This window comes from Acidovorax temperans (assembly GCF_006716905.1).
Lineage (GTDB): Bacteria > Pseudomonadota > Gammaproteobacteria > Burkholderiales > Burkholderiaceae_C > Acidovorax > Acidovorax temperans.
Window position 1 is genome coordinate 1,094,151 of the sequence record NZ_VFPV01000001.1, and the last position, 21,543, is coordinate 1,115,693.

Consider the following 21,543-nt stretch of genomic DNA (forward strand, 5'->3'; position numbering starts at 1 on the left):
AAATCATGTTGATTGACTTTTTCTACACCCTGCGCGCGGCCAAGCTGCCCGTGTCTGTGAAGGAATACCTCACCCTGCTCGAAGCCCTGCAAGCCGGTGTGGTGGGCCCCAAGTCAGACGATGCCTGGGCGCTGGACGATTTCTACAACCTCTCGCGCCTGACCTTGGTGAAGGACGAGAAGCACTACGACAAGTTTGACCGCGCCTTTGGTGCGTACTTCAAAGGCGTCGAATTGGTGGCCGATTTCACCAAGGAGATCCCTGCCGACTGGCTGCGCAAGATTCTGGAAAACGAGCTGACGCCCGAGCAGAAGGCCGCCATCGAGAAGATGGGCTGGGACGAGCTGATGGAGACGCTAAAGAAGCGCCTCGAAGAACAGAAAGAGCGCCACGAAGGCGGCAACAAGTGGATTGGCACCGGCGGCACCAGCCCGTTTGGCCACGGCGGCTACAACCCGCAAGGCGTGCGCATTGGCGGCGCGGGCAAGAACAAGAGCGCCGTGAAGGTGTGGGAACAGCGCGCCTACCGCGACTACGACGACACGCAAGAGCTGGGCACGCGCAATATCAAGGTGGCGCTGCGCCGCCTGCGCAAGTTTGCGCGCGAAGGGCATGAACTGGAGCTGGACCTGCCCGACACCATCCGCAGCACGGCGGCCAACGCGGGCTACCTCGACATCAAGATGGTGCCCGAGCGCCACAACAACGTGAAGGTGCTGCTGCTGATGGACGTGGGCGGCACGATGGACGAGCACATCCAGCGGGTGGAGGAACTCTTCAGCGCCGTGAAGACGGAGTTCAAGCACCTGGAGTTCTACTACTTCCACAACTGCGTGTACGACTTCATGTGGAAGAACAACCGCCGCCGCTTTGCCGAGAAGTTTCCGACCTGGGACATCATCCGCAAGTACAACAAAGACTACAAACTGATCTTTGTGGGCGATGCGACCATGAGCCCTTACGAAATCCTGCAGCCCGGCGGCAGCGTGGAATACAACAACGAGGAGCCGGGGGCGGAGTGGATTCAGCGCCTCACCCACGCCTTCCCGAAGTTTGCGTGGATCAACCCCGAGCCCCAGGGCGTGTGGCAGTACCGCCAGAGCATCAGCATCATCCAGCAGCTCATTGGCAACCGCATGTTCCCGCTGTCACTCAAGGGGCTGGAAGACACCATGCGCCTGCTGTCGAAGTAGCGCTGCGCCAGCGCGTGCTGCCACGGCCGCGCGGCCGAAGCTGTCCTACACCGGGCGCCTGTTTTTGCAGGCATAGTGCGGGCCAGTTGCCGCCATACTTGCGCATTGCTGCGGCATTGCCTCCGTTCCATGATTTCTTCTTCGTCCGTTTTTACTTCTCGGGTGCACGCACCGTGCAAGGCGCAGCCTCATCCAACGCCGACTCTGTGGTCGGCGTTGCTGCTATGTGGAGCGCTGGTTTTGCAGGGGTGCAGCGTGCTGTCGCCCCGGCCAGGGGCTGAACCCGCCGCTGCGGTCACCACCGAAGACCAGCCCGCCTTCAGCCTGGAAGTGAAGGCCCCCGACTCGGTGCGCGACACGCTGGAGCGCCACCTGGAACTGCAGCGCTTTCGCCTGTTGCCCGATCTGCAAAACGAAGAACTGCGCCGCCTGTTGCACGCCGCCGACGCCAACGCCCGCGAACTGCTGGGCACGCTGGGGTACTTCGCGCCCACCATTGCGATTGAGCTGCGCGAAGCCGCAGCGCCACAGCCGCCGTACGCCGTCACCTTCACCGTGGAGCCCGGCCCGCAGACGCGCGTCACGCAGGCCGACATCCGCCTGACCGAAGGGGCTGAAACCGAGCCCGGTGCCCGCGTGCGCCAATTGCAACGGGTTGAAAGCAACTGGGCGCTGCCCGCAGGCAGCCCCTTCACGCAAGGCGCCTGGTCAGGCGCGAAAAGCAGCGGTCTGCGCCAACTGCAAGTGCGCAGCTACCCCACCGCCAGCATTGCCAGCAGCCGCGCCGAGGTGGATGCCGACACCCACGAAGCCAAGCTGGCCGTGACCTACGACCCCGGCCCGCCCTACCGCTTTGGCCCGCTGCAAGTGCGCGGCAGCCAGCGCTACGACCCCGATGGCGCGCGCCGCCTGGCCCGCCTGCCCACTGGCAGCGTGTACGACGAAGCAGAAATGCTCGATGCCCAGCAACGCCTGGCCAACAGCGGCTACTACGACGCGGTGTTCCTCACGCTGGACACCGAGAGCCCCGACCCGCAGGCAGCCCCCGTGATTGCCCAGGTGCGTGAAGCCAAGCTGCAAAAACTGGTGTTTGGTGCTGGCCTGTCCACCGACAGCGGGCCGCGCCTGTCGGTGGACCACAGCCACAACCAGTGGCCCACGCACGGCTGGCGCGCGGTGAACAAACTGTCGCTCGACAAGAAAGCCCAGCAACTGGGCACGGGCTGGACCGCCCTGCCCAACGACAACGGCTGGCGCTGGTTCACATCGGCCCTGGCACAGCGCCAGCAGACGGGCGACTACGACGTCAACAGCGTGGAGGTGCTGGGCGGGCGCAGCAAAAGCACCAAGAACATCGACCGCACCTACTTTCTGCGCTACGACGCCACCCGCCCCCAGGGGCTGAACGCCCCCGCCGACAGCGCTGCGCTGAGCGCCAACTATGGCTGGACGGGCCGCTATTTCAACAGCAAAACGGCACCCACCCGCGGCTGGGGCATTGCCGTGGAACTGGGCGCTGGCATGACCTTGCGGCCCGAACGCAACCCGTTCACCCGCACCCTGGTGCGCTGGCAGTCGTTCTTCCCCGCAGGGCGGGTGGAGGCAGACAACGGCGAGGCCCGCGCCGCACGCATTTCGGTGCGCACCGAGGTAGGCGCCGTGCTGGCGCGTGGCAGCGCAGAAATCCCGGTCACACAACTGTTCCTGACCGGTGGAGACACCACCGTGCGGGGCTACAGCTACCGCAGCATCGGTGCGCGCACGCAAAACAACCAGCTCTACGGTGGCCGCTACATGGGCGTGGCCAGCGTGGAATGGCAACGCCCCATCACCTACCGCGGCAACATGACCGATTGGGAAAACACCCTGTTTGTGGATGCAGGGGCCGTGGCCGACCGCGCCGGAGACCTGGACCCGCGCGTGGGCGTGGGCACCGGCGTGCGTTGGCGCAGCCCCGTGGGGCCGCTGCAGGCCGACCTGGCCTGGGGCGTGCAATCCAAACAACTGCGGCTGCACTTGCGCCTGGGGTTCACTTTCTGATGCCAACGTTCAACGAGCCCACTGGCCCCGCTAGCCCGCCCAGCCCGCCCAGCCCCACCGAGCCTGCCCGTACTACCGCACCGCCACCGCGCCGCCGCAGTGCGCTGCGTTGGCTGGGGTGGGCGGTAGCCGCACTGCTCCTGGCCATTGCGCTCGCAGGCGCAGGGCTGTGGTGGTGGGCTGGCCAGGCCACTTCACTGGCCACGGTGCTGCAGCGGACAGCGCAGTGGCTGCCCGCCGGGCAAAGCCTGCAAAGCCGCGATGTGACAGGGTCGCTGCGCAGCGGCGGGCGCATTGGCTGGCTGCGCTGGAGCAGCCCAAGCCTGGTGGTAGACGTGACCGACGCCCAGGTGGGTTGGCAACTGCCCCTGCTGCTGCAGCGGCGGCTGGAGCTGCGCGACATCCGCGCGGCGCGCATCCACGTCACCCCGCTGGAACATGACCAGCCCGCCGCCCCACCCCAGCCGCTGCAAGAGCTGGTGCTGCCGCTGGCGGTGGAGCTGGGCTTCCAGGTAGACCAATTGCAGTGGGGCGACAACCCGGCCTTGCAAGCCCAGGGGCTGGCGGGCACCTACCGCTTTGACGGGCAGGACCACCGGCTGACCATCAGCAACCTGGCGCTGGCACAAGGCCGCTACACCGCCAGCGCCGTGCTGCAAGCCCGCGCCCCCATGGCCCTGCAGGCCACGGTGGACGGTACCGTCACCACACCCCTACCGGGCCGCACGGAGGCATTCACCGCTGCTGCACAGGTGCGTGCCGATGGCACCCTGGCCACCGAGGCGGCGCGGCTGAACCTGGAAGCCAACCTGCAGCCAGAGGGCGCCACGCCAGCCCCAGGCACCGCCCCCAAAGCGCGCGTCCTGGCCGTCACCCCGGCAGCCATGCGCGCCACGGCCCAGGCCACCGTGCGGCCCTGGGCCCCACAGCCGCTGGAGCAAGCGCGTGCCACCCTCCAAGCCGTGAACCTGGCGGCCCTGTGGCCCCAGGCGCCCACCACCGATCTGCACGGCACGCTGACGGCAGGGCCCGACGCCAGTACTGGCACCAGCACCCAAGCCCCGGCCCAGGCGGGCGCCTGGAACCTGACCGCAGACCTCACCAACCGCGCGCCCGGCCCCTGGGATACCCAGCGCCTGCCGCTGGCAGGGCTGCAGGCCCAGGCCCGCTACGCGGCGGGCGGCTGGACGGTGAACCAGGCCACGGCCACCGTGGGCCAAGCGCCCCGCGCGGGCAGCCTGGACCTGCAAGGCAGCTTTGCGCCCGCCACCGGGGCCTTGCAAGGCTCGATCCGCCTGCGCAACCTGTCGCCCGCTGCCCTGCACTCCGCACTGGCGGCGTCGCCCCTGTCGGGCAGCGTGCAGGCCCAGATGCCGTCGCAGGCCAGCCCACTGACCAGCACAGTGGTGCGCTTGACGGCAGACATTCGCTCAGCCGCGCCCACTGGCACCGCACCGGCGAGTGCGACAGACCTGCGCATTGACGCCTTCACCGCCCAGGGCCAATGGAACCCCGAGGACAACGGGGGCACGGTGCACATCGAACGGCTGGCCCTGGATGCGTTGCGCGCCCGGTTGCAGGCGACGGATCTGCGCGTCAGCCGGGGCGCGCCGCCCAGTGCGACACCTGCTGCGGGCAATGCCACCGCAGCTTCCGCCGTCGCAGGCCAGGGGCTGGTGCAGCTCACCCTCCCCGGCTCGCAAGTGCGCGTGCAGGGCAATATCGCCCCCCGCACTGGCCAGGGCGAAGGCAGCTGGAGCCTGACCGATGCCGACCAAACCCTGCGCTGGCTAGGCCGCTTGCCCTGGCTGGGCAAAGACCTGCAAGGCACGCTGCGCACCGCCTCGGCCAAAGGCCAGGCACAGCTAGAGCTGCAATGGAAGGGCGGCTGGAGCACTCTGCAGCAGCAACTGCACACGGCAGCCCAGGGCCTGCCCCCCAGTGCTGGCGCCAAAGCCCCGCCCTTTCAGATACAGACCTCACTGACCAGCCCGCAATTGGACCTGGTGCTCCCCCCCCAGGCCAGCGGCACCGCAGACGCCACCAACGTGGCGACATTGTTGCAACTGCGCGCCCTGAAAGCGGAGCTGAACGGGCAACTGACGCAAGCCACGCTGCGCCTGGAAAGCGAAGCACGCACGGGCACCCAACGCCTGTCGCTGCAGACCCAAGCCACCGGCGGGCTCAGCGGCGCTGGGCAATGGCAGGCCCAGTGGAGCCAACTGCGTGCACAGTGGCAAGACACGCGCCGCCCTGGGGTGTGGACGGCTCAACTCACGCAGCCCTTGGCCATGTCGCTGCGCACTGGCGCCAGCCCTGGCACCGCCGTGGCGCCGTCTGCGCGGGCCTCATCCACAGCAAGCGCTGCGCCCGCCAGCAAACCCCAGGGGCTCACCCTGCAAGCCAGCGCCGGGCAGGCGCAAATCACCGGTCCCGTGCCGGGCACCGTGGCACTGCGCTGGCAACCCGTGCGGCTGACTACGGTGGCGGGCGGCCTGCCACGCCTGCAAACACAAGGCACGCTGCAAGGCCTGCCCCTGGCCTGGGTGGATGCGTTCGGCATGGACGCCGCCCCCACGGCCGCGCCCAGCACCGCCGTGCCCGGCGCCGCCTCCACGTCGCCCACCGCGCCCACGCTGGCGCCGCAACCCCTGCTGGCCCGACTGGGCCTGGCTACCGATCTGCTGCTGGAAGGCCAGTGGAACGTGGACACCACCGAATCCCTGCGCGCCACGGCCAGCCTGCGCCGCACCCAGGGCGACTTGCGCATCTTGAGCGCAGAGCCACCGGCACAAACCACCAGCGTCAGCACCGGCCAGGGGCTGGGGCCGGGCAGCGTGACCACCATCACGCCAGCATCCACCGCTGCCACCAGCCGGGGCACACCCGCTGGCGTGCGGCAGGCAGAGCTGAGCGTGCAGCTGGACGCAGACACCCTGAACGCCCGCCTGCAGTGGGCCAGCGCACGCGCTGGCGAGATTGACGCCACCGCCAGCACCCGCCTGCAGTGGGGCAAAGACACCGCCCCCTGGCCTGCAGACGCACCGCTGGCCGGCAGCGTGCGCGCCCGTCTGCCCGACGTGGGTGTGTGGTCTGCCCTGGCACCCCCCGGCTGGCGCGTGCGCGGCACGCTGGATGCCAACGCCACGTTGTCGGGCACGCGCAACGCCCCGCGCTGGTCTGGCACGCTGGCGGCCGATGAGCTGGCGGTGCGCTCACTCATCGATGGCGTGGACCTGCAAGGCGGCCGCCTGCGGGCCAGCCTGCGCGGCAACCAGCTGGAGCTGACCGAGTTCCAGCTGCAAGGCGGGCGCGGCAGCAAGGCCCGCATTGCCGGGCAAAGCGGCAACCGCACCCAGACCCCCACCGACCGGGGCAGCCTCTCGGCCACGGGCCGCCTGACCTGGAGCGATGCCGACACCACCAGCGGCACCCCACCGCGCATTGCCATGGACCTGCAAGCCCAGGCCCAGGCGCTGCAGGTGCTGGTGCGGGCCGACCGGCAGGTGAGCGTGTCGGGCAACCTGCGGGCGCAGCTGCAAGAAGGCCAGTTCAGCCTGACCGGCAAACTCACCACCGACCGCGCCACCATCATCCTGCCCGACGAAACAGCCCCCACGCTGGACTCTGACGTGGTCATCCGCTCTGCCGCGCGCGACCGCGAAGCCCAGGCCCGCGCCCAGGCCGCCGCCCAAGCCCACCAAAAGGCCGAGCAAGCGCCCCAGCTGGTGCCCGCCAAGCCAGCGGTCATCGCCATCACGCTGAACCTGGGCAACGACTTTGCCCTGCAGGGCCGGGGCATCACCACCCGGCTCACGGGCGAGGTGGATGTGCGCAGCGCCGCCACCGCAGGCGCCCCACCCCGCGTGACGGGCGAGGTGCGCACCGAAGAGGGACGCTACCGCGCCTGGGGCCAGATGCTGGACGTGGAGACCGGGTTGATCCGCTTCAACGGGCCGTACAACAACCCTTCGCTCGACATCCTGGCGCTGCGCCCCAACATCAGTGTGCGGGCGGGCGTGCAGGTCAGCGGCTCAGCCCTGGCCCCGCGCGTGCGCCTGTATTCCGACCCCGAGCTGCCCGACGCTGAAAAACTCGCCTGGGTGGTGCTGGGCCGCGATGCCACCGCCGGCGGTGCCCAGGCCGCCGTGCTGCAACAAGCCGCCCTGGTTCTGCTGGGCCGCCGCGGGCAATCGCCCACCGGCAACCTCGCCAGCCGCGTGGGTCTGGACGAAATCGGCTTCAAAGGCGCGGCCCCCGGCGAAGACGCCAACACCGCCGCCCTCACCTTCGGCAAGCGCATTTCCAAAGACCTGTACCTGACGTACGAACGCACGCTGTCGGGCACCCTGGGCGCGCTCTACATCTTCTACGACCTCTCGCGCAACCTCACCCTGCGGGGCCAGGCGGGCAGCAACAGCGCGGTAGACCTGATCTACACGATGAAGTACGACTGAGAACCTGTTCCAAGCCCCGCCCCCCCGCCCGCAGCCTCTACAATCCCGCCCTGTCTCCTCGTAGTTCAATGGATAGAACGAGTGCCTCCTAAGCGCTAGATACAGGTTCGATTCCTGTCGAGGAGACCAAGTGACCGAATCGCACTGTCTCACAACAGCTCAGAAACCCGCATGTTTCCTAGCATCGCGGGTTTTTTCTTGTCTCAGGCCATATCACCCCGTAACATGACATACCGCCAAAACGGCGGTACTTTTGACGGTATCTTGAAATACCGCCAAACGACATACCGCCAAACGGGAGGAACTCATGGCGCTGACAGATACCTTCACCAAAAACGCAAAACACAGCGGCAAACCTGCTGGCGACAAGCACCGCGATGGCAACGGCATGTACTTGCTGGTGACTGCGGGCGGCAAGTACTGGCGCATGGACTACCGCTTTGCCGAAAAACGCAAAACACTTGCGCTGGGCGTGTACCCCGAGGTCTCACTGGCGAAGGCCAGACAGCGACGCGAAAAAGCACGCGAGCTGCTGGCGGACGGAATCGACCCCGGCATTGCCAAGCGCGAGGAAAAGCAAGCCAAGGCGGCAGCGGCAGGAAACACCTTTGAGGCGGTGGCAGAGCAATGGCTCAAAGCCACGGCAGCAAAGCGGGCCGCCATCACGCAGGACAAGGTTTCGACGTGGCTGCGCAAAGACGTGTTCCCCTACATCGGCAAGATGCCTATCACCACCATCGGGCCGCGTGACGTGTTGGCCGTGGTGCGCAAGATGGAAGCGCGGGGCGTGATCGACAGCGCAAAGCGCATCGGCCAGATATGCGGGCAGGTGTTCCGCTACGCGGTAGCCGAGGGCACGGCAGAGCGGGACGTGACCACCGACCTGCGCGGCGCATTCCAGCACGCAGAGAAAAAGCACTATGCCGCCATCACCGACCCGGCAAAGCTGGGCGGTCTGCTGCGCTCCATCCATGCCTACACCGGGCACCCCTACAGCGTGGCGGCACTGAAGCTGTCCCCGCTGGTGTTCCTGCGTCCCGGCGAACTGCGCACCGGCGAATGGGCCGAGATTGATCTGGAGGCGGCAGAGTGGCGCATTCCCGGCAGCAAGATGAAGATGAAGAATGACCACATCGTCCCGCTGTCGCGGCAGGCCGTGGAGATTTTGCAAAGCCTGCACCCCATCACCGGGCATGGCCGCTATGTGTTCCCCAGCCTGCGCACAGGCGAACGCCCCATGAGCGAGAACACGGTGAATGCGGCGCTGCGCGGCATGGGCTACAGCAACGAGGTGCATACCGCTCACGGGTTCCGGGCCACGGCGCGCACCATCATGGATGAGGTGCTGGGCGAGCGGGTGGACCTGATCGAGCACCAACTGGCCCATGCGGTGAAGGATGCCAATGGGCGGGCCTACAACCGCACCGCGCACCTGCCAGCGAGGCGGGAAATGATGCAGCGGTGGGCGGACTACCTGGACAAGCTGCGCATTGGCGCGGATGTGATCCAGTTCAAAGCAGCTTGAATACCTACATGCACAGCATGACCCTTCAGAGCCTTTTTCACAAAAAACACTACCTATAGCGCCTTACCCCCCTAAAAAACACTACAGATAGTGTTGCACGACTATGAACTACGAGATATTATCCGGCCGCCTACATAGACGAGGCTGGACAAAACCACAGTACCCACACAGTCGGGCGGAAAGTGAAAAATGGCATCCATAAACAAACTCATCATCATCGGTAATCTGGGCCGAGACCCTTATTGCGACATCGTAAATACCGCCATTGCTGGCATGGTTCACCGTCACTTGACTGGCAATGACCATGCTCCAACGCTGAGCATTTCCGACGACATGCCAGCAACCGGTGGCGGTGGAGAGAGCGCACCGGGCGCCCCGGAGGTGGCTGCATCGGACGACGATAGCGGCGATGGTGACGGCGACCCCGACTCAGACCGACGAAGCCGCCCACGTTCCAAATCATCACACCCATCTTTCCCGCCCGCGCTACTCGCGTTTGAGCCTCTCTCGCACTACGTCGGTTTTGGCCGTAGTCGCATCTACCAGCTAATCGCCGCTGGTGAATTTCCCCAACCAATCAAAGTCGGTAAGTCGTCCCGCTGGGTGAAAGCGGAAGTTGACGCATGGATCAGCAAGCAAGCCACATCGCAACGAGTGGGGGGCTAAGACATGCTGACAGCACGACAACATGCCGCAACGGCAGGACAAGTCACGTCCCACGCAGCCGCTACCAACTTTGACACGTTGCCTGACAGCGCATTTATTCGCGAAGCGCAACTGGTGCAGAGCCCCAAACGACCGGACACCCCGGCCCCCCTGCCCTTCAGCGCGCCGACCCTGTGGCGCAAGGTGAAGGCGGGCACATTCCCCGCACCCGTCAAATTGTCTGAGCGCGTGACCGCTTGGAATGTAGGCGCTGTGCGGGCTTGGATCGCCAGCCATTGCGCAACGCAACAGACAGGGACGCAAGCAAAGAGCCGGGAGGGTGAGCAATGACCCAAAAGAAAACGCCCGACCCCACCAAAGCAGAATCGAGCGCGCCGAACACCGCGCAGTCTATCGCTACCGGCAAGGATTTTCACGCCCTGCGCAGTGCCTTTGCCCAGCAGGGGCACCACCTGCACAGCATTGCAGCGCCGAACGGCACAACCACCTATTGGGCCGAGCGCTGGGGGTTGGTGCGCTACCTGCCCAGCCTGCACGATGCCGCGCTGTTTCTGGCGCAGATTGGGGGGCGGCTGTGATCGCATCCGAACAATTCCAACAAGCCATTGCAGGTGCTGGCCTGCCCGTGCCCGAGGTGATCCACGGCGACGGCACGCTGTACCGATTCAGCACCAACGGCAAGCGCATGGATCAATCGGGCTGGTATGTCTTGCACGACGATGGCGACGTTCCGGCGGGTGCTTTTGGCTGCTGGCGCAGCGGTCTATCTCAGACCTGGTGCAGCAAGGACACCCAGGCAATGACCCAGGCCGAGCGCAGCGCCCACCAGCAGCGCATGCAGGCCATTGCCCAGCAGCGCGAAGCAGACAAGGCCCAGCGCCAGCACGATGCAGCGACGGCGGCGGCGCAGCGCTGGGAAGCTGCTGAACCTGCCCCAGCGGAACATCTCTATCTGGTGCGCAAAGGCATCCAACCCCACGGCATCAAGGCCGAGGGCGAGGCGCTGCTGATCCCGCTGCGCGATGCATCGACCACCTTGCACAGCCTGCAAGCCATCGGCCCCGAGGGGGATAAACGCTTTCAACCGGGCGGGCGCATCAAGGGCTGCTACTTTGGCATTGGCAAGCCCAAGGGCGTGCTGATCGTGTGCGAGGGTTTCGCCACCGGGGCCAGCATCCATGAGGCTACCGGCCATGCCGTAGCGTGCGCAATGAACGCGGGCAATCTGCTGGAGGTGGCCCAGGCACTGCACAGCAAGTATCCCAAGCTGCGCCTGATCCTGGCAGCGGACGATGATGCGTTTACCGACGGCAATCCGGGTATCACCAAGGCCACCGAGGCGGCAAAGGCCGTAGGTGGCTACCTCACAAAACCTGACTTTGGCGAGCAGCGCAGCGCGGCAGAAACCGACTTCAACGACTTGCACCAGCAGGCCGGATTGGACGCTGTGAAGGCATGTATTGAAGCGGCTGCGCCCGTGGCGCAAGAGCCTGCATTCCCGCCATTGGAGGGTGCGGGCGACGGCGGCGCATGGCCTGACCCCACGCCCCTGCCCGACGCCCTGCCACCCGTGGCCCCGTTTGATGCCGAGCTGTTGCCCCACGCGCTGCGCGGCTGGATCGTGGACATTGCCGAGCGCATGCAGTGCCCGCCGGATTTTCCGGCTGTAGGTGTCATCACGGCGCTGTCTGGCCTGATCGGTGCGCGTGCCGTGGTGGCGCCCAAGCAGCACGATGATTGGCGCGTAGTGCCCAACCTGTGGGGGCTGATCGTGGGCCGCCCAGGCGTGATGAAGTCCCCGGCGCTGGGTGAAGTCCTGAAGCCGCTGCACCGGCTGGAATCGACCGAGCGCGAGCAATGGCAGGCCGCGCATGAAGCATGGGAACTCGACACCAAGGTGGCCGAACTGGCAGGCAAGGCGAACGAGAAGCAAGCAGCGGCTGTTGCGGCAAAAGACCCCGATAAGGCACGGGCGCTGCTGGCCCCCACCGAACAGCCCACCGAGCCGACGATGCGGCGCTACGTGGTCAACGACAGCACGGTGGAGGCACTGGCCGACCTGTTGGTAGAAAACCCATGGGGCCTGCTGGTATACCGCGATGAAGTCCACGGCCTGCTGTGCAGCATGGATCGGCAGGGGCAGGAAGGCGCACGCGGTTTCTACCTGACAGGCTACGACGGCAATCAAGGCCATGCGGTGGATCGGATCGGGCGCGGGCACAGCTATGTGCCCCGTGTCTGCATGGCGATGCTGGGCGGCATTCAACCGGGCAAGGTGCAGAGCTATGTGCGCGAAGCCGTGAACGGCGGCGCGGGCGACGATGGCCTGTTGCAGCGCTTTGGCCTGGCGGTATGGCCCGACATTCAGCAGGAATTCAAGCTGGTAGATCGGTGGCCCGACACACCGGCGAAGCAAGCGGCATGGGCCGTGTTCGAGCGCCTGAATGGACTGCTGCCAGCCACCGACGATGATCCCCAGGAATGGCGATTCAGTCCCGAGGCGCAGGCCATTTTTTATGAATGGCTGATCCCGTTCGAGACCGGCATCCGGGGGGATGATTTGCATCCGGCGCTGGTGTCGCACCTTGCCAAGTGGCGCAAGCTGATTCCGGCGCTGGCGCTGATCTTTGCATTGGTGGACACACCCGACACCAACGGCGTGATCCATGAGGGCGAGTTGATCCGGGCACTGGCGTGGGCCGAGTACCTGCGCACCCATGCCGAGCGGCTGTATGCGGCGGCACTGATCCCGGAGACCACGGGGGCGCATGCGCTGCTGGTGAAGATCAAGGGCGGCAAGCTGTGCGACGGCGACGGGGTGCTGTGGGAGTCGTTCACACCCCGGCTGGTAGCCGTCAAAAGCTGGGCCGGATTGAATTCAGTGGACAGCGTGCGCAAGGCGGCGGAACTGCTGGCCGATTACGGCTGGCTGGCACGGGAGACCGTTCCATCGGGCGACACCATGGGCAGGGGCAGGCCCAGCGACCGCTACATGATCCATCCGGCGCTGCTGGCAGGGGGGCAAGCATGAGCACCTGGCTTGCACTGCTAAAAAATAAAAACACCCCAGGAGCAGGGGCTACAAAACCTACGAAACCCACCCAACACACCCATGCAGGGGGTTTTGTAGGTTTCGTAGCCTACCCCCAGGGGCATATTCAGAAATTCGACGGGGCTGTGGCGAACCCCGAAACCCCGGCTGCGAACGCACCCACCACCGACCCCGACCGCTGGGCCTGGCCGCACAGCAGCGCCATGAACGGGCAGGAACTCGACACCTTCATGGCGCGGCAGGCCCTGTTCTGCCAGCGTGGTGCAGCGCCCCAAGATGCCGAGCGCCTGGCCGACAGTCTGGTGAACCGGGATCGTGACGACGACGACCGGCGGCTGTGCCTGGAGTGCCGACACCTGCACGGTGCTGGCCCCTACCGCTGCGGCAATGCACGGGCGGCTGGCGTGCATGCTGACCTGGCCCGTGGCCTGGTGCTGATATTGCAGCGCTGCCATGGGTATGACGATGCACGCTTGCCCATGGGGGTGATGGTTGACGCGGCACCACCGACAGCAGCGCCAGCGACCGAACCACCCCGCACGCCATCCGGCCCATCCTGGCGGGAACTGGATCGCGCCTATCTGGCGCACCACCAGCAATGCAGTGTCTGCCAGTGTGCAGGCCGGGGCTACGGGCAGCGCTGCGCTACGGGCTTTGAGCTTTGGGCGGCGTACAGCAACATGAATTCAGACTTGAAGGAATAAACCATGGCAACCACCAAAAACACCAAGGGCAAGGACAAGACCCCGCCTGATCCCAATGCATTGCGGGTTGAAGTGCAGCCGGATGACAACCGTTCCGAAAAGCTGGCCGCGATGGCAACCGCTGGCGCATTCACTGCGGCAACGATGCACACCTACACAGACGCAGGCGAAGCGCTGGGAGTGACGGAGCTATTGGCCGCCATGCGCAAGGCCGGGGACGAGACCGTGGCCGGAGACATGGGCCGGTTTGAGCGCGTACTGACGAACCAGTTTCTGACCCTGGACGCGCTGTTCAACAACCTGGCGCAACGCTCAGGGCGGCAGGAATCTTTCAAGGGCATTGAGGTGCTGATGCGGCTGGCCCTGAAGGCGCAGTCCCAGGCACGCGCAACGGCGGAGACCCTGGCACTGATGAAGAACCCCATGCCCTACATCCGGCAAGCCAACATTGCCCATGGCCCCCAGCAGGTCAACAACGGCACTCCCACGAGCGCGGGGAAAAATCAAAGTCCACCAAACGAACTATTGGAGCACCAGCATGGCAACACCCTGGACATTGGAGCGACGGCAACGGCAGGCCGAGCTGATCCGGCAATGGCAACCGTGGAAGCAAAGCACCGGCCCACGAACACCCGAGGGTAAGGCCGCGTCATCACGCAACGCCTGGCAGGGTGGGCACCGGGCGCAACTGCGGGAGCTGACCCAGGCGCTGAATGCCGAGCTGGCAGAGATGCGACGGATTAACAAGCTGGCGCGGGGTTGATAGAGGGCGGGCGCTGGCATGCTGGGGGTAGGGGAAAAGTCTAGGCCTGCGACGTGGGAGACACCCCGTAGTTCCGCACGCGCAGAAAAAATCCCCGTCTGAAAACAATCAAACGCGTAGCCGAACAGACGTGTGGGGAGTGTGCGACATGGGGAGACTTTTACAAATGACGGTACTTTTGACGGTACTTTTCTAAATCGAAAACATGAAACCCAGCATTCATGCGGGTTTCAAGCCATCATTCGATTCCTGTCGAGCCATCACCATACAAGCCAAATTGGCCTCCAGCGCTTGATATATAAGCGCTAGCAGCTACGAAATATGTAGCAAACATCCATCCCATCAAGCAGGCTGCGCCTGCACCGCAGGCAGCCTGCGCGCCGTTGCGGCGCTGCCCATCGACGCCGCCACGATGCAGCCAATGGCGAGCCACTGCACGGTGTCCAGCCGCTCGCCCAGCAACGCCAGGGCCAGCAGGGCCGCCACGGCGGGCTCCATGCTGATCATGATGCCGAAGGCCTCTTTGGGCAGGCGCTTCAGGGCCATCATCTCCAGCGAGATGGGCAGCGCGCTGGAGATGGCCGCCACAGCCACCCCCACCAGCAGCACCGAGGGCGACAGCAGCGCAGCGCCTGCGTGGGCCACGCCCACCGGCACCACCACCAGCGCCGCCACCAGCAGGCCCAGCGACACCGACTGCCCGGCATGCAGGTGCCCGGCCCGTTTGCCAAACACGATGTACAGCGCCCAGAACACGGCCGCCCCCACGGCATACAGCACGCCCAACGGATCCAGCGTGCTGCCACTCAGCCCCAGCGGCAGCAGCAGGGCCAGGCCCACGATGGCGAGAGCCACCCACACAAAATCCACGGCGCGGCGCGATGACCAGATGGCCACGGCCAGCGGCCCCGCAAACTCGATGGCCACCGCCAGGCCAAAAGGCAGGGTCTGGAGTGACAGATAGAACATGAGGTTCATGGCGCCCAGCGCTGCGCCATACAGCGCCACTGCTTGGGCATCGGCCCGCGACAGGCGCCAGCGCCAGGGGCGCCACAACATCAGCATCAACAGCGCCGACAACCCCACCCGCACGGCGGTGGTGCCCTGCGCGCCCACCACCGGAAACAGGGCCTGCTTAGCCCACGAGGTGCCCACCCCCAGGGCGGTGACGGAGCCAAGGACGGCAAGAAAAGGAATAAACCGTTGAAAAGGGGATGCGCTCATTGGCAAAAATGTAGTGCGTTTGGCAGGCGCCGGGGCGGGCTGACCGCACCAACACCGAGAAGGGGGTGCAGTGTTGCGGGGCCGGGGTGGGCACTACAAGGCTTATTGGCCTCAGGCGCTTTACCAGCAAGCGGCAGAAGCTATTTATTTAATAGCAAAATGTCCTGGCACCGCTCAAGGGCCTGTGAACCGGTACACGATGCTGCCGCGCACCACGTCGCCGGGCAGCCACCAGCGCACCGGGAATGCCAGGTGGTTGGGCGCGTCGGGGTACTCCATGGGCTCCAGGCAGATGCCGTCGCCGGGCTGCCACAGCCAGGTGCCCTGCCCCGGCCCACGGCCCAGGTCGCGGGCCGGGTCACCTTTGAGGCCGTGGCCTGCGTACACCTGCACGCCGGGGGCGGTGCTCCAGACCTGCATGGCGCGGCCCGAGGCGGGGTCGGCCAGTTGGGCGGCCAGGCGCAGACCGGGGGTGGCAGCGGGGGCTACAGAGACTGGGGAGGCATCGTCCAGCACCAGGTAGTGGTCCAGCCCGCCGGCCCGTGCCAACTGCTCGTGCGGTGTGGCCGTGGCATCGGCCACACTGCGCGGCTGGCGAAAGTCGAATGGCGTGCCCTGCACCGAATCGACGGTGCCCGTGGGGCACACATCGGGGGCCAACGGCACGTAGCGGCTGGCGGGCACCTGCAGCGTGTGGCCCAGGGTGCTGCCCGCACCGGCCAGGTTGAAGAAGGCGTGGCCCGTGGGGTTGAACACGGTGGCGGCGTCGGCCACCTCGGCCATCCAGTCCATGTGCAGCGCGTTGTCAGGGGTGACCTGCAAATACAGCGTCAGGCGCACGGTGCCGGGCACGGCGTCGTCTTCGGTGCGGAAGGTGTGGGTGAGCACCATGGCATCGGGCTGCACTTCGGTGACGCCAAACACCTGAAAGCGGCTGCCCAGCGGCCCGCCGTGGTGGTGGTGTGGGCCGCTGTTGGTGGGCAACTGCAGCGTGCAGCCGCCGGGCAGATGCAACTTGCCACCCCGCAGCCGCCCCGCCCAGCGGCCAATGAAGGCGCCCATGGAGAGTTGTCCCTCAAGGTAGCCCTGCAAGGAGTCGTAACCAAGGGCCACATCCACCAGGCCGCCCTGCCCGTCTGGCACGGCCACTTGAACCAGGCGCCCGCCATAGTTGCTCACCGCCACCTGCAGGCCACCCGCACCGCGCAGGGTGAACAGGTCGGTGGGCTGGCCGTGCAGCTCTTGTTGAAACGCTTCGCGTGAAAGGGTGTATGCCATGTGCCCGAGTTTAGAGCGACCAACAAAACGCAGCGCAGCGGCCCTGGCTAGGCGTTTCGCCGCAGGCAGTACAAACAGTACGACAAGGCGAAACAACGACGCCAGGGGCGTTTTGTTCGCCGCTCTTATTTGGCTGGCGTGGCAGAGGGGGCGGATTCCTTGGGGGCCGGGGCATCGCGCGTTACCAGCCAGATGCCCACGCACACCAGCACCAGGGCGAGCAGGTTCTTCCACTCCAGCAGCGCCTCGCCCAGGTCAGCAATGACCGACAGCCGCACGGTGGTGCAATATGCTTTCAGGCGGGCGCGCAGCTTGCGCCCTAAGAACCTTATATGGACGCCCCGAATAAGCCAAGCCCTCACTCACTGCTGCCAAGAAGGTAAAGATTGCACCCGTATATCCGGACTTGTTGTGGCGCGAGCCACGGTCCCTGATGGGAATCGCTGGTGGAGGTCCTATCGGTTCAACGCACTCCAAGTGCCACGTTCTTATCGGATTTCATCCACCACGGTCTGACCTGTCTTGCCATCACTTCATGATTGCTTGAGCAATCGGTTGGTTTTCTCCCGCTCCTCGTTCTTGTCGTGCCGGCGCTAGTTGCTCAGACCGACTCTCGTACGTAGCCCGGCTCGTAGCTCCTGTCATGCGCGAGCAACGCCCACACGATGCGGGCATTCTTGTTGGCCAGCGCCACCGCCGCTACGTTCTTGTTGCGCCGCTGCAGCACACCATTGAGCCAGCCACACTGCGCGCTGCCCTGGCCTTGGTGCTGGTCTTTTTTCTGGGCGTGATAGATCACCGAGCGCGCTCCGTGAATCAGCAAGGTGCGCAAATACGTGTCGCCCCGTTTGCTGATACCCAGCAGGTTTTGTTTGCCCCCGCTGGAGTGTTGGCGTGGCACCAGCCCTAGCCAGGCTGCCACCTGCCTGCCATCCTTGAAGTTCTTTGCATCCCCCAGAGATGCCACCAATGCGCAGGCCGTGATGGGGCCAATGCCGGGGATCTGCCCGAGTTTGCGACTCAAGTCGCTTTGGCGGTGCCAGGCCACGATTTGTGCCTCCAGCTCCTGCACCTGGCAGTCAAGCTCCTTGAGGTGCTCGAGCAGACGTTGTATCAACAGTCTAAACACGCCGGGCAACTCGTTGGCTGCATCCTCAATGAGCATTGGCACCCGTTGGGTAATGTGGCCTATGCCTTGGGGAACGATCACCCCAAACTCGGCCAGCAGGCCCCGGATCTGGTTGGCCTGTGCAGTGCGGGCCTTGACAAAGCCCTGGCGCACCCGGTGCAGGGCCAGCACGCCTTGCTGCTCCACGTTCTTGATCGGTACGAAGCGCATGCTCGGGCGGGTGACGGCTTCGCAGATGGCAGCCGAATCGGCTGCATCGTTCTTGTTGGTCTTGACGTAGGGCTTGACGAACTGGGGTGCCATCAGGCGCACGGTGTGGCCCATGCCCTGAAGCTTGCGCGCCCAGTGGTGGGCGCTGCCGCAGGCTTCCATGCCAATCAGGCAGGGCGGCAGGTTCACGAAGAAGGCAGCCATCTGTTCGCGCTTGAGCGGCTTGTTGAACACGGCTTTGCCGTGCTCATCCACGCCGTGGACCTGGAACACATTCTTGGCCAAATCGATGCCAATGGTTGTAATCTTCATGGTGGACGCTCCTGCTCGTTGAGGTGGAAAAACTGACATCTCCACTGTGGCACTTTCGATGCCGTTTAGGGTGGGGGCGTCCATCCCATTGGGTCAAAATCTTTTTGGAGTTGCACAAGTGCCTTGCCGGGCGCCCGGCTAGGGGATGGGCTGCTAGGCGCAGCGCGCCGCCAATAGCCCGTGCTATTGGCAAGCGGTGCAACAACGCAGACCGCCCGGCAAGGCACTTGCCCGAAGGGTTGGAGTGAAATCGGGCGATTGGACGCCTCGGCTGCTTGCATGGGCACCAGCCCATGCGGCGCACCCGAAGCATCCACTCGTCCCGATTGCACTCCAATGCAATCTCCAAAAAGATATTGAACAGGTTCTAAGCCACCAGCAGCGCCAGTGAGCAAGATACGGTTGAATCGGATCGGCGTCGGGTGACTAGGCATGGCAATTCGGCAGGTTCTTGGTACAGTGGCACTGCGCGATAGTTGAACGTCATCAGTTGTCGTACAACAGAAATGCAATGTACTACGCAGTACTACGAATCGACATAGGGATAACACCGAGAAATGAACACAGAAACCACTCTCCGCCGCAAACCCCGCACGTTGGCCCTGGAGCTGGTGGATTCCCTGGGCGACCGCATTCGCGATGGACGCCTGGCCGTGGGCGACAAGCTGCCCACCGAGGCGGCCATCATGGCCGAGTTCGACGTCAGCCGCACCGTGGTGCGCGAGGCGATTTCCAAGCTGCAGGCCTCGGGGCTGGTCGAAACCCGCCACGGCATTGGCACGTTTGTGCTGGGCATGGGACAAAACCCCGGCTTCAAGATCACCCCCGAGCAATTCAGCACCCTGCGCGACGTGATTGCGGTGCTGGAGCTGCGCATTGGCGTGGAGACCGAAGCCGCCGCCCTGGCCGCGCAACGCCGCACCGACGCCAACCTCGCCACCATGCGCCAGGCACTGAACGCGGTGGCTCAAGCCGTGGACGAAGGCCGGGATGCCGTGGCGGCCGACTTCCAGTTCCATCTGGAGATTGCACGCGCCACCCAGAACAGCCATTTCACCGAGCTGATGAGCACGCTGGGCAGCATGATCATTCCGCGCGCACGTCTGCAAAGCAGCGACGACCAGAGCGATGAGCGCCGGCAGTACCTGCGCCGCGTCAATGGCGAGCACGAGAACATTTTTGACGCCATCGTGGGGCAAGACCCCGACGCCGCCCGCGCCGCCATGCGCACCCACCTGGCCAACAGCCGCGAGCGCCGCCGCCGCGCTCAGGCAGAAGCCAGCTGACCCACCCAGGCCACATTCGCCCAGTGAAGAGCGGATGTGGCATTCGTGTTAACCCGTACGCTTTTTTTTGATTCATGTTGTACGATGACATACAACATGAATCACTCGTGTTCCTGGTGCCCGGCCTTGACGGGCTGGAAGCAGGACTCTTCCACTTTTCTCACCCAACGGAGCCTGAACATGTCCCCACAAGACCTCAAAAGCGTATTGCAAGCCGGCTTGCTGTCCTTTCCTCTGACCGACTTCGACAGCGAACTGCGCTTTGCTCCCAAGCCCTATGCCGATCGCCTGGAGTGGCTGCAGCCCTACGGCGCATCGGCACTGTTTGCCGCAGGTGGCACGGGTGAGTTCTTCTCGCTGGAGCCCGGCGAATACAGCGAAGTGATCAAGGTCGCCCTGGCCACCTGCAAGAACCGCACGCCCATCATTGCGGGCGCTGGCGGTGGCACCACACTGGCCATCAAGTACGCACAAGAGGCCGAGCGCCTGGGCGCCCAGGGCATTTTGCTGCTGCCCCACTATCTGACCGAAGCCAGCCAGGAAGGCCTGATTGCCCACGTGCAAGCCGTGTGCAAGAGCGTGAAGTTTGGCGTGGTGGTCTACAACCGTGGCGGCTGCCGCCTGACGCCTGCCAGCCTGCAAGTGCTGGCCGACACCTGCCCCAACCTGATCGGCTTCAAGGACGGCTTTGGCGACATCGAGAAGTTCGTCAGCATCCGCCAGACCTTGGGCGACCGCTTCGCCTACCTGGGCGGCCTGCCCACGGCTGAGCTGTTTGCCGGTGCCTACAAGGCCATGGGCTGCCCCGTGTACTCGTCGGCCGTGTTCAATTTCATCCCCAAGACGGCGATGGAGTTCTACAACGCCCATGCTGCCAACGACACCGAAACCTGCAACCGCCTGATCCGCGACTTCTTCATTCCCTACATCGCGCTGCGCAACCAGGGTGAAGGCTACGCCGTGTCGATCGTGAAGGCCGGCGCCACCATCAGCGGCCACAGCGCAGGCCCTGTGCGCCCACCCCTGTCGGACCTGAAGCCCGAGGAATTCGAGCAACTGCGCGCACTGATGGCCCCCCTGGGCCCCCAGTAAGTCGCCCCACGCAGAACGCATAACCACAAAAGGCGCACGAACTTGCCCGCAGGTTCAAAGCGCCATCCCGGCCCCAGCCCTCTGGGGCTTTCTGCTTTTCCAACCACCATCCTGAGGAGACACCCATGAACCCCTTCCATTCCTGCTGGACGCTGCACTGCGCACAAGGCGTGACCCTTGCCGCTGCGCTGGTCACCGCGCCCCTGGTGGCTCACGCCCAGGTCTCTGCCGAAGAGCAAGCCGTGGCTTCGGTGGTAGAAAAGCTGCGCGTCGCCATGGTGGACCCTGACCAGGCCACTCTCACCAGCCTGACCAGCCCCTTGCTCAGCTACGGGCACTCTGGCGGCAAGGTGGACACGCAAGCGAGCTTCATCGGCGCGCTGATGGACAAGTCTTCGGACTTTGTTTCCATCTCCTTGTCCGACCAGACCATCAGCATCTCTGGCAACGTGGCCGTGGTGCGCCACACCCTGGCCGGCGCCACCAATGACCGTGGCACTCCCGGCAACGTCACCATCAAGGTGCTGACCATCTGGCAAAAAGATGGCGGCCAATGGCGCCTGCTGGCACGCCAGGCCGTGCGCCCCGCCTGACGCGACCCTCCCCACCCTC

At 65.1% G+C, this 21,543-nt stretch carries 17 protein-coding genes and 1 tRNA gene; 14 read left to right on the forward strand and 4 right to left on the reverse strand.

The genetic code is table 11. From position 1 onward, the window contains the following. The first annotated feature begins 5 nt into the window (after window positions 1-5). The 11 genes from BDD18_RS05335 (at window position 6) to BDD18_RS05385 (ending at window position 14,279) form a co-directional block, all read left to right on the forward strand. A complete protein-coding gene (locus BDD18_RS05335; RefSeq protein WP_142081789.1) occupies window positions 6-1,193 on the forward strand; it encodes a vWA domain-containing protein in 1,188 nt (395 codons plus the stop codon). Between the two features lie 129 nt (window positions 1,194-1,322). Further along, on the forward strand, window positions 1,323-3,233 hold the full coding sequence (locus tag BDD18_RS05340; protein WP_142081791.1) for an autotransporter assembly complex protein TamA: 1,911 nt from the start codon (window positions 1,323-1,325) through the stop codon (window positions 3,231-3,233). After that, window positions 3,233-7,690: a translocation/assembly module TamB domain-containing protein gene (locus BDD18_RS05345; RefSeq protein ID WP_142081792.1), complete on the forward strand. Its 4,458-nt coding sequence runs from the start codon at window positions 3,233-3,235 to the stop codon at window positions 7,688-7,690. Before BDD18_RS05340 ends, BDD18_RS05345 begins: the two co-directional genes overlap by 1 nt. A gap of 54 nt (window positions 7,691-7,744) precedes the next feature. Next, a tRNA-Arg gene (locus tag BDD18_RS05350) sits at window positions 7,745-7,819 on the forward strand. A 178-nt stretch (window positions 7,820-7,997) separates the two neighbouring features. After that, window positions 7,998-9,215, forward strand: a complete 1,218-nt coding sequence (locus BDD18_RS05355) for a tyrosine-type recombinase/integrase (protein ID WP_142081794.1) — start codon at window positions 7,998-8,000, stop codon at window positions 9,213-9,215. Between the two features lie 189 nt (window positions 9,216-9,404). Beyond that, window positions 9,405-9,881, forward strand: a complete 477-nt coding sequence (locus tag BDD18_RS05360) for a helix-turn-helix transcriptional regulator (protein ID WP_211360669.1) — start codon at window positions 9,405-9,407, stop codon at window positions 9,879-9,881. A 3-nt stretch (window positions 9,882-9,884) separates the two neighbouring features. After that, window positions 9,885-10,211: a helix-turn-helix transcriptional regulator gene (locus BDD18_RS05365; protein ID WP_082758708.1), complete on the forward strand. Its 327-nt coding sequence runs from the start codon at window positions 9,885-9,887 to the stop codon at window positions 10,209-10,211. Then, on the forward strand, window positions 10,208-10,459 hold the full coding sequence (locus BDD18_RS05370) for a hypothetical protein (RefSeq protein WP_066694609.1): 252 nt from the start codon (window positions 10,208-10,210) through the stop codon (window positions 10,457-10,459). Before BDD18_RS05365 ends, BDD18_RS05370 begins: the two co-directional genes overlap by 4 nt. Then, entirely contained in the window at window positions 10,456-12,912 is a 2,457-nt protein-coding gene (locus BDD18_RS05375) for a DUF3987 domain-containing protein (RefSeq protein ID WP_142081796.1), read from the forward strand. Before BDD18_RS05370 ends, BDD18_RS05375 begins: the two co-directional genes overlap by 4 nt. Window positions 12,913-13,058: 146 nt before the next feature. Continuing rightward, the gene (locus BDD18_RS05380) at window positions 13,059-13,637 is read left to right on the forward strand and encodes a hypothetical protein (RefSeq protein ID WP_142080963.1); all 579 of its coding nucleotides are present in this window, start codon (window positions 13,059-13,061) and stop codon (window positions 13,635-13,637) included. Between the two features lie 3 nt (window positions 13,638-13,640). Next, a complete protein-coding gene (locus BDD18_RS05385; RefSeq protein ID WP_142080961.1) occupies window positions 13,641-14,279 on the forward strand; it encodes a hypothetical protein in 639 nt (212 codons plus the stop codon). 463 nt (window positions 14,280-14,742) lie between these two features. Here BDD18_RS05385 and BDD18_RS05395 read toward each other — a convergent pair whose 3' ends face one another. The 4 genes from BDD18_RS05395 to BDD18_RS05410 all read right to left on the reverse strand — a co-directional run bounded on the left by BDD18_RS05395 (window position 14,743) and on the right by BDD18_RS05410 (window position 18,553). Further along, on the reverse strand, window positions 14,743-15,624 hold the full coding sequence (locus BDD18_RS05395) for an EamA family transporter (protein WP_066694615.1): 882 nt from the start codon (window positions 15,622-15,624) through the stop codon (window positions 14,743-14,745). A gap of 174 nt (window positions 15,625-15,798) precedes the next feature. Continuing rightward, window positions 15,799-16,902, reverse strand: coding sequence for an aldose epimerase family protein (locus BDD18_RS05400; protein WP_142081799.1), 1,104 nt, complete (start codon window positions 16,900-16,902; stop codon window positions 15,799-15,801). 125 nt (window positions 16,903-17,027) lie between these two features. After that, the gene (locus BDD18_RS22050) at window positions 17,028-17,180 is read right to left on the reverse strand and encodes a hypothetical protein (RefSeq protein WP_170207358.1); all 153 of its coding nucleotides are present in this window, start codon (window positions 17,178-17,180) and stop codon (window positions 17,028-17,030) included. A 323-nt stretch (window positions 17,181-17,503) separates the two neighbouring features. Beyond that, the gene (locus BDD18_RS05410) at window positions 17,504-18,553 is read right to left on the reverse strand and encodes an IS110 family RNA-guided transposase (protein ID WP_125958942.1); all 1,050 of its coding nucleotides are present in this window, start codon (window positions 18,551-18,553) and stop codon (window positions 17,504-17,506) included. Between the two features lie 557 nt (window positions 18,554-19,110). On the opposite strand from BDD18_RS05410, the gene BDD18_RS05420 reads away from it, so the two are divergent. From BDD18_RS05420 to BDD18_RS05430, 3 genes are all read left to right on the forward strand, one after another. Then, window positions 19,111-19,839 carry a FadR/GntR family transcriptional regulator gene (locus BDD18_RS05420; protein ID WP_066693958.1) on the forward strand — a complete coding sequence of 243 codons (729 nt, stop codon included), beginning with the start codon at window positions 19,111-19,113 and terminating at the stop codon, window positions 19,837-19,839. A gap of 180 nt (window positions 19,840-20,019) precedes the next feature. Beyond that, complete coding sequence (gene kdgD, locus BDD18_RS05425) at window positions 20,020-20,931, forward strand: 5-dehydro-4-deoxyglucarate dehydratase (protein WP_066783708.1); 912 nt, start codon at window positions 20,020-20,022, stop codon at window positions 20,929-20,931. Between the two features lie 125 nt (window positions 20,932-21,056). Further along, complete coding sequence (locus BDD18_RS05430) at window positions 21,057-21,524, forward strand: nuclear transport factor 2 family protein (protein WP_142081803.1); 468 nt, start codon at window positions 21,057-21,059, stop codon at window positions 21,522-21,524. Window positions 21,525-21,543: the final 19 nt, after the last annotated feature.

Coding starts and splice junctions, on each gene's coding strand:
- BDD18_RS05335 (WP_142081789.1), top strand. CDS start 6: ATGTTGATTGACTTTTTCTACACCCTGCGCGCGGCCAAGCTGCCCGTG.
- BDD18_RS05340 (WP_142081791.1), top strand. CDS start 1,323: ATGATTTCTTCTTCGTCCGTTTTTACTTCTCGGGTGCACGCACCGTGC.
- BDD18_RS05345 (WP_142081792.1), top strand. CDS start 3,233: ATGCCAACGTTCAACGAGCCCACTGGCCCCGCTAGCCCGCCCAGCCCG.
- BDD18_RS05355 (WP_142081794.1), top strand. CDS start 7,998: ATGGCGCTGACAGATACCTTCACCAAAAACGCAAAACACAGCGGCAAA.
- BDD18_RS05360 (WP_211360669.1), top strand. CDS start 9,405: ATGGCATCCATAAACAAACTCATCATCATCGGTAATCTGGGCCGAGAC.
- BDD18_RS05365 (WP_082758708.1), top strand. CDS start 9,885: ATGCTGACAGCACGACAACATGCCGCAACGGCAGGACAAGTCACGTCC.
- BDD18_RS05370 (WP_066694609.1), top strand. CDS start 10,208: ATGACCCAAAAGAAAACGCCCGACCCCACCAAAGCAGAATCGAGCGCG.
- BDD18_RS05385 (WP_142080961.1), top strand. CDS start 13,641: ATGGCAACCACCAAAAACACCAAGGGCAAGGACAAGACCCCGCCTGAT.
- BDD18_RS05395 (WP_066694615.1), bottom strand. CDS start 15,624: ATGAGCGCATCCCCTTTTCAACGGTTTATTCCTTTTCTTGCCGTCCTT.
- BDD18_RS05400 (WP_142081799.1), bottom strand. CDS start 16,902: ATGGCATACACCCTTTCACGCGAAGCGTTTCAACAAGAGCTGCACGGC.
- BDD18_RS05410 (WP_125958942.1), bottom strand. CDS start 18,553: ATGAAGATTACAACCATTGGCATCGATTTGGCCAAGAATGTGTTCCAG.
- BDD18_RS05420 (WP_066693958.1), top strand. CDS start 19,111: ATGAACACAGAAACCACTCTCCGCCGCAAACCCCGCACGTTGGCCCTG.
- kdgD (WP_066783708.1), top strand. CDS start 20,020: ATGTCCCCACAAGACCTCAAAAGCGTATTGCAAGCCGGCTTGCTGTCC.
- BDD18_RS05430 (WP_142081803.1), top strand. CDS start 21,057: ATGAACCCCTTCCATTCCTGCTGGACGCTGCACTGCGCACAAGGCGTG.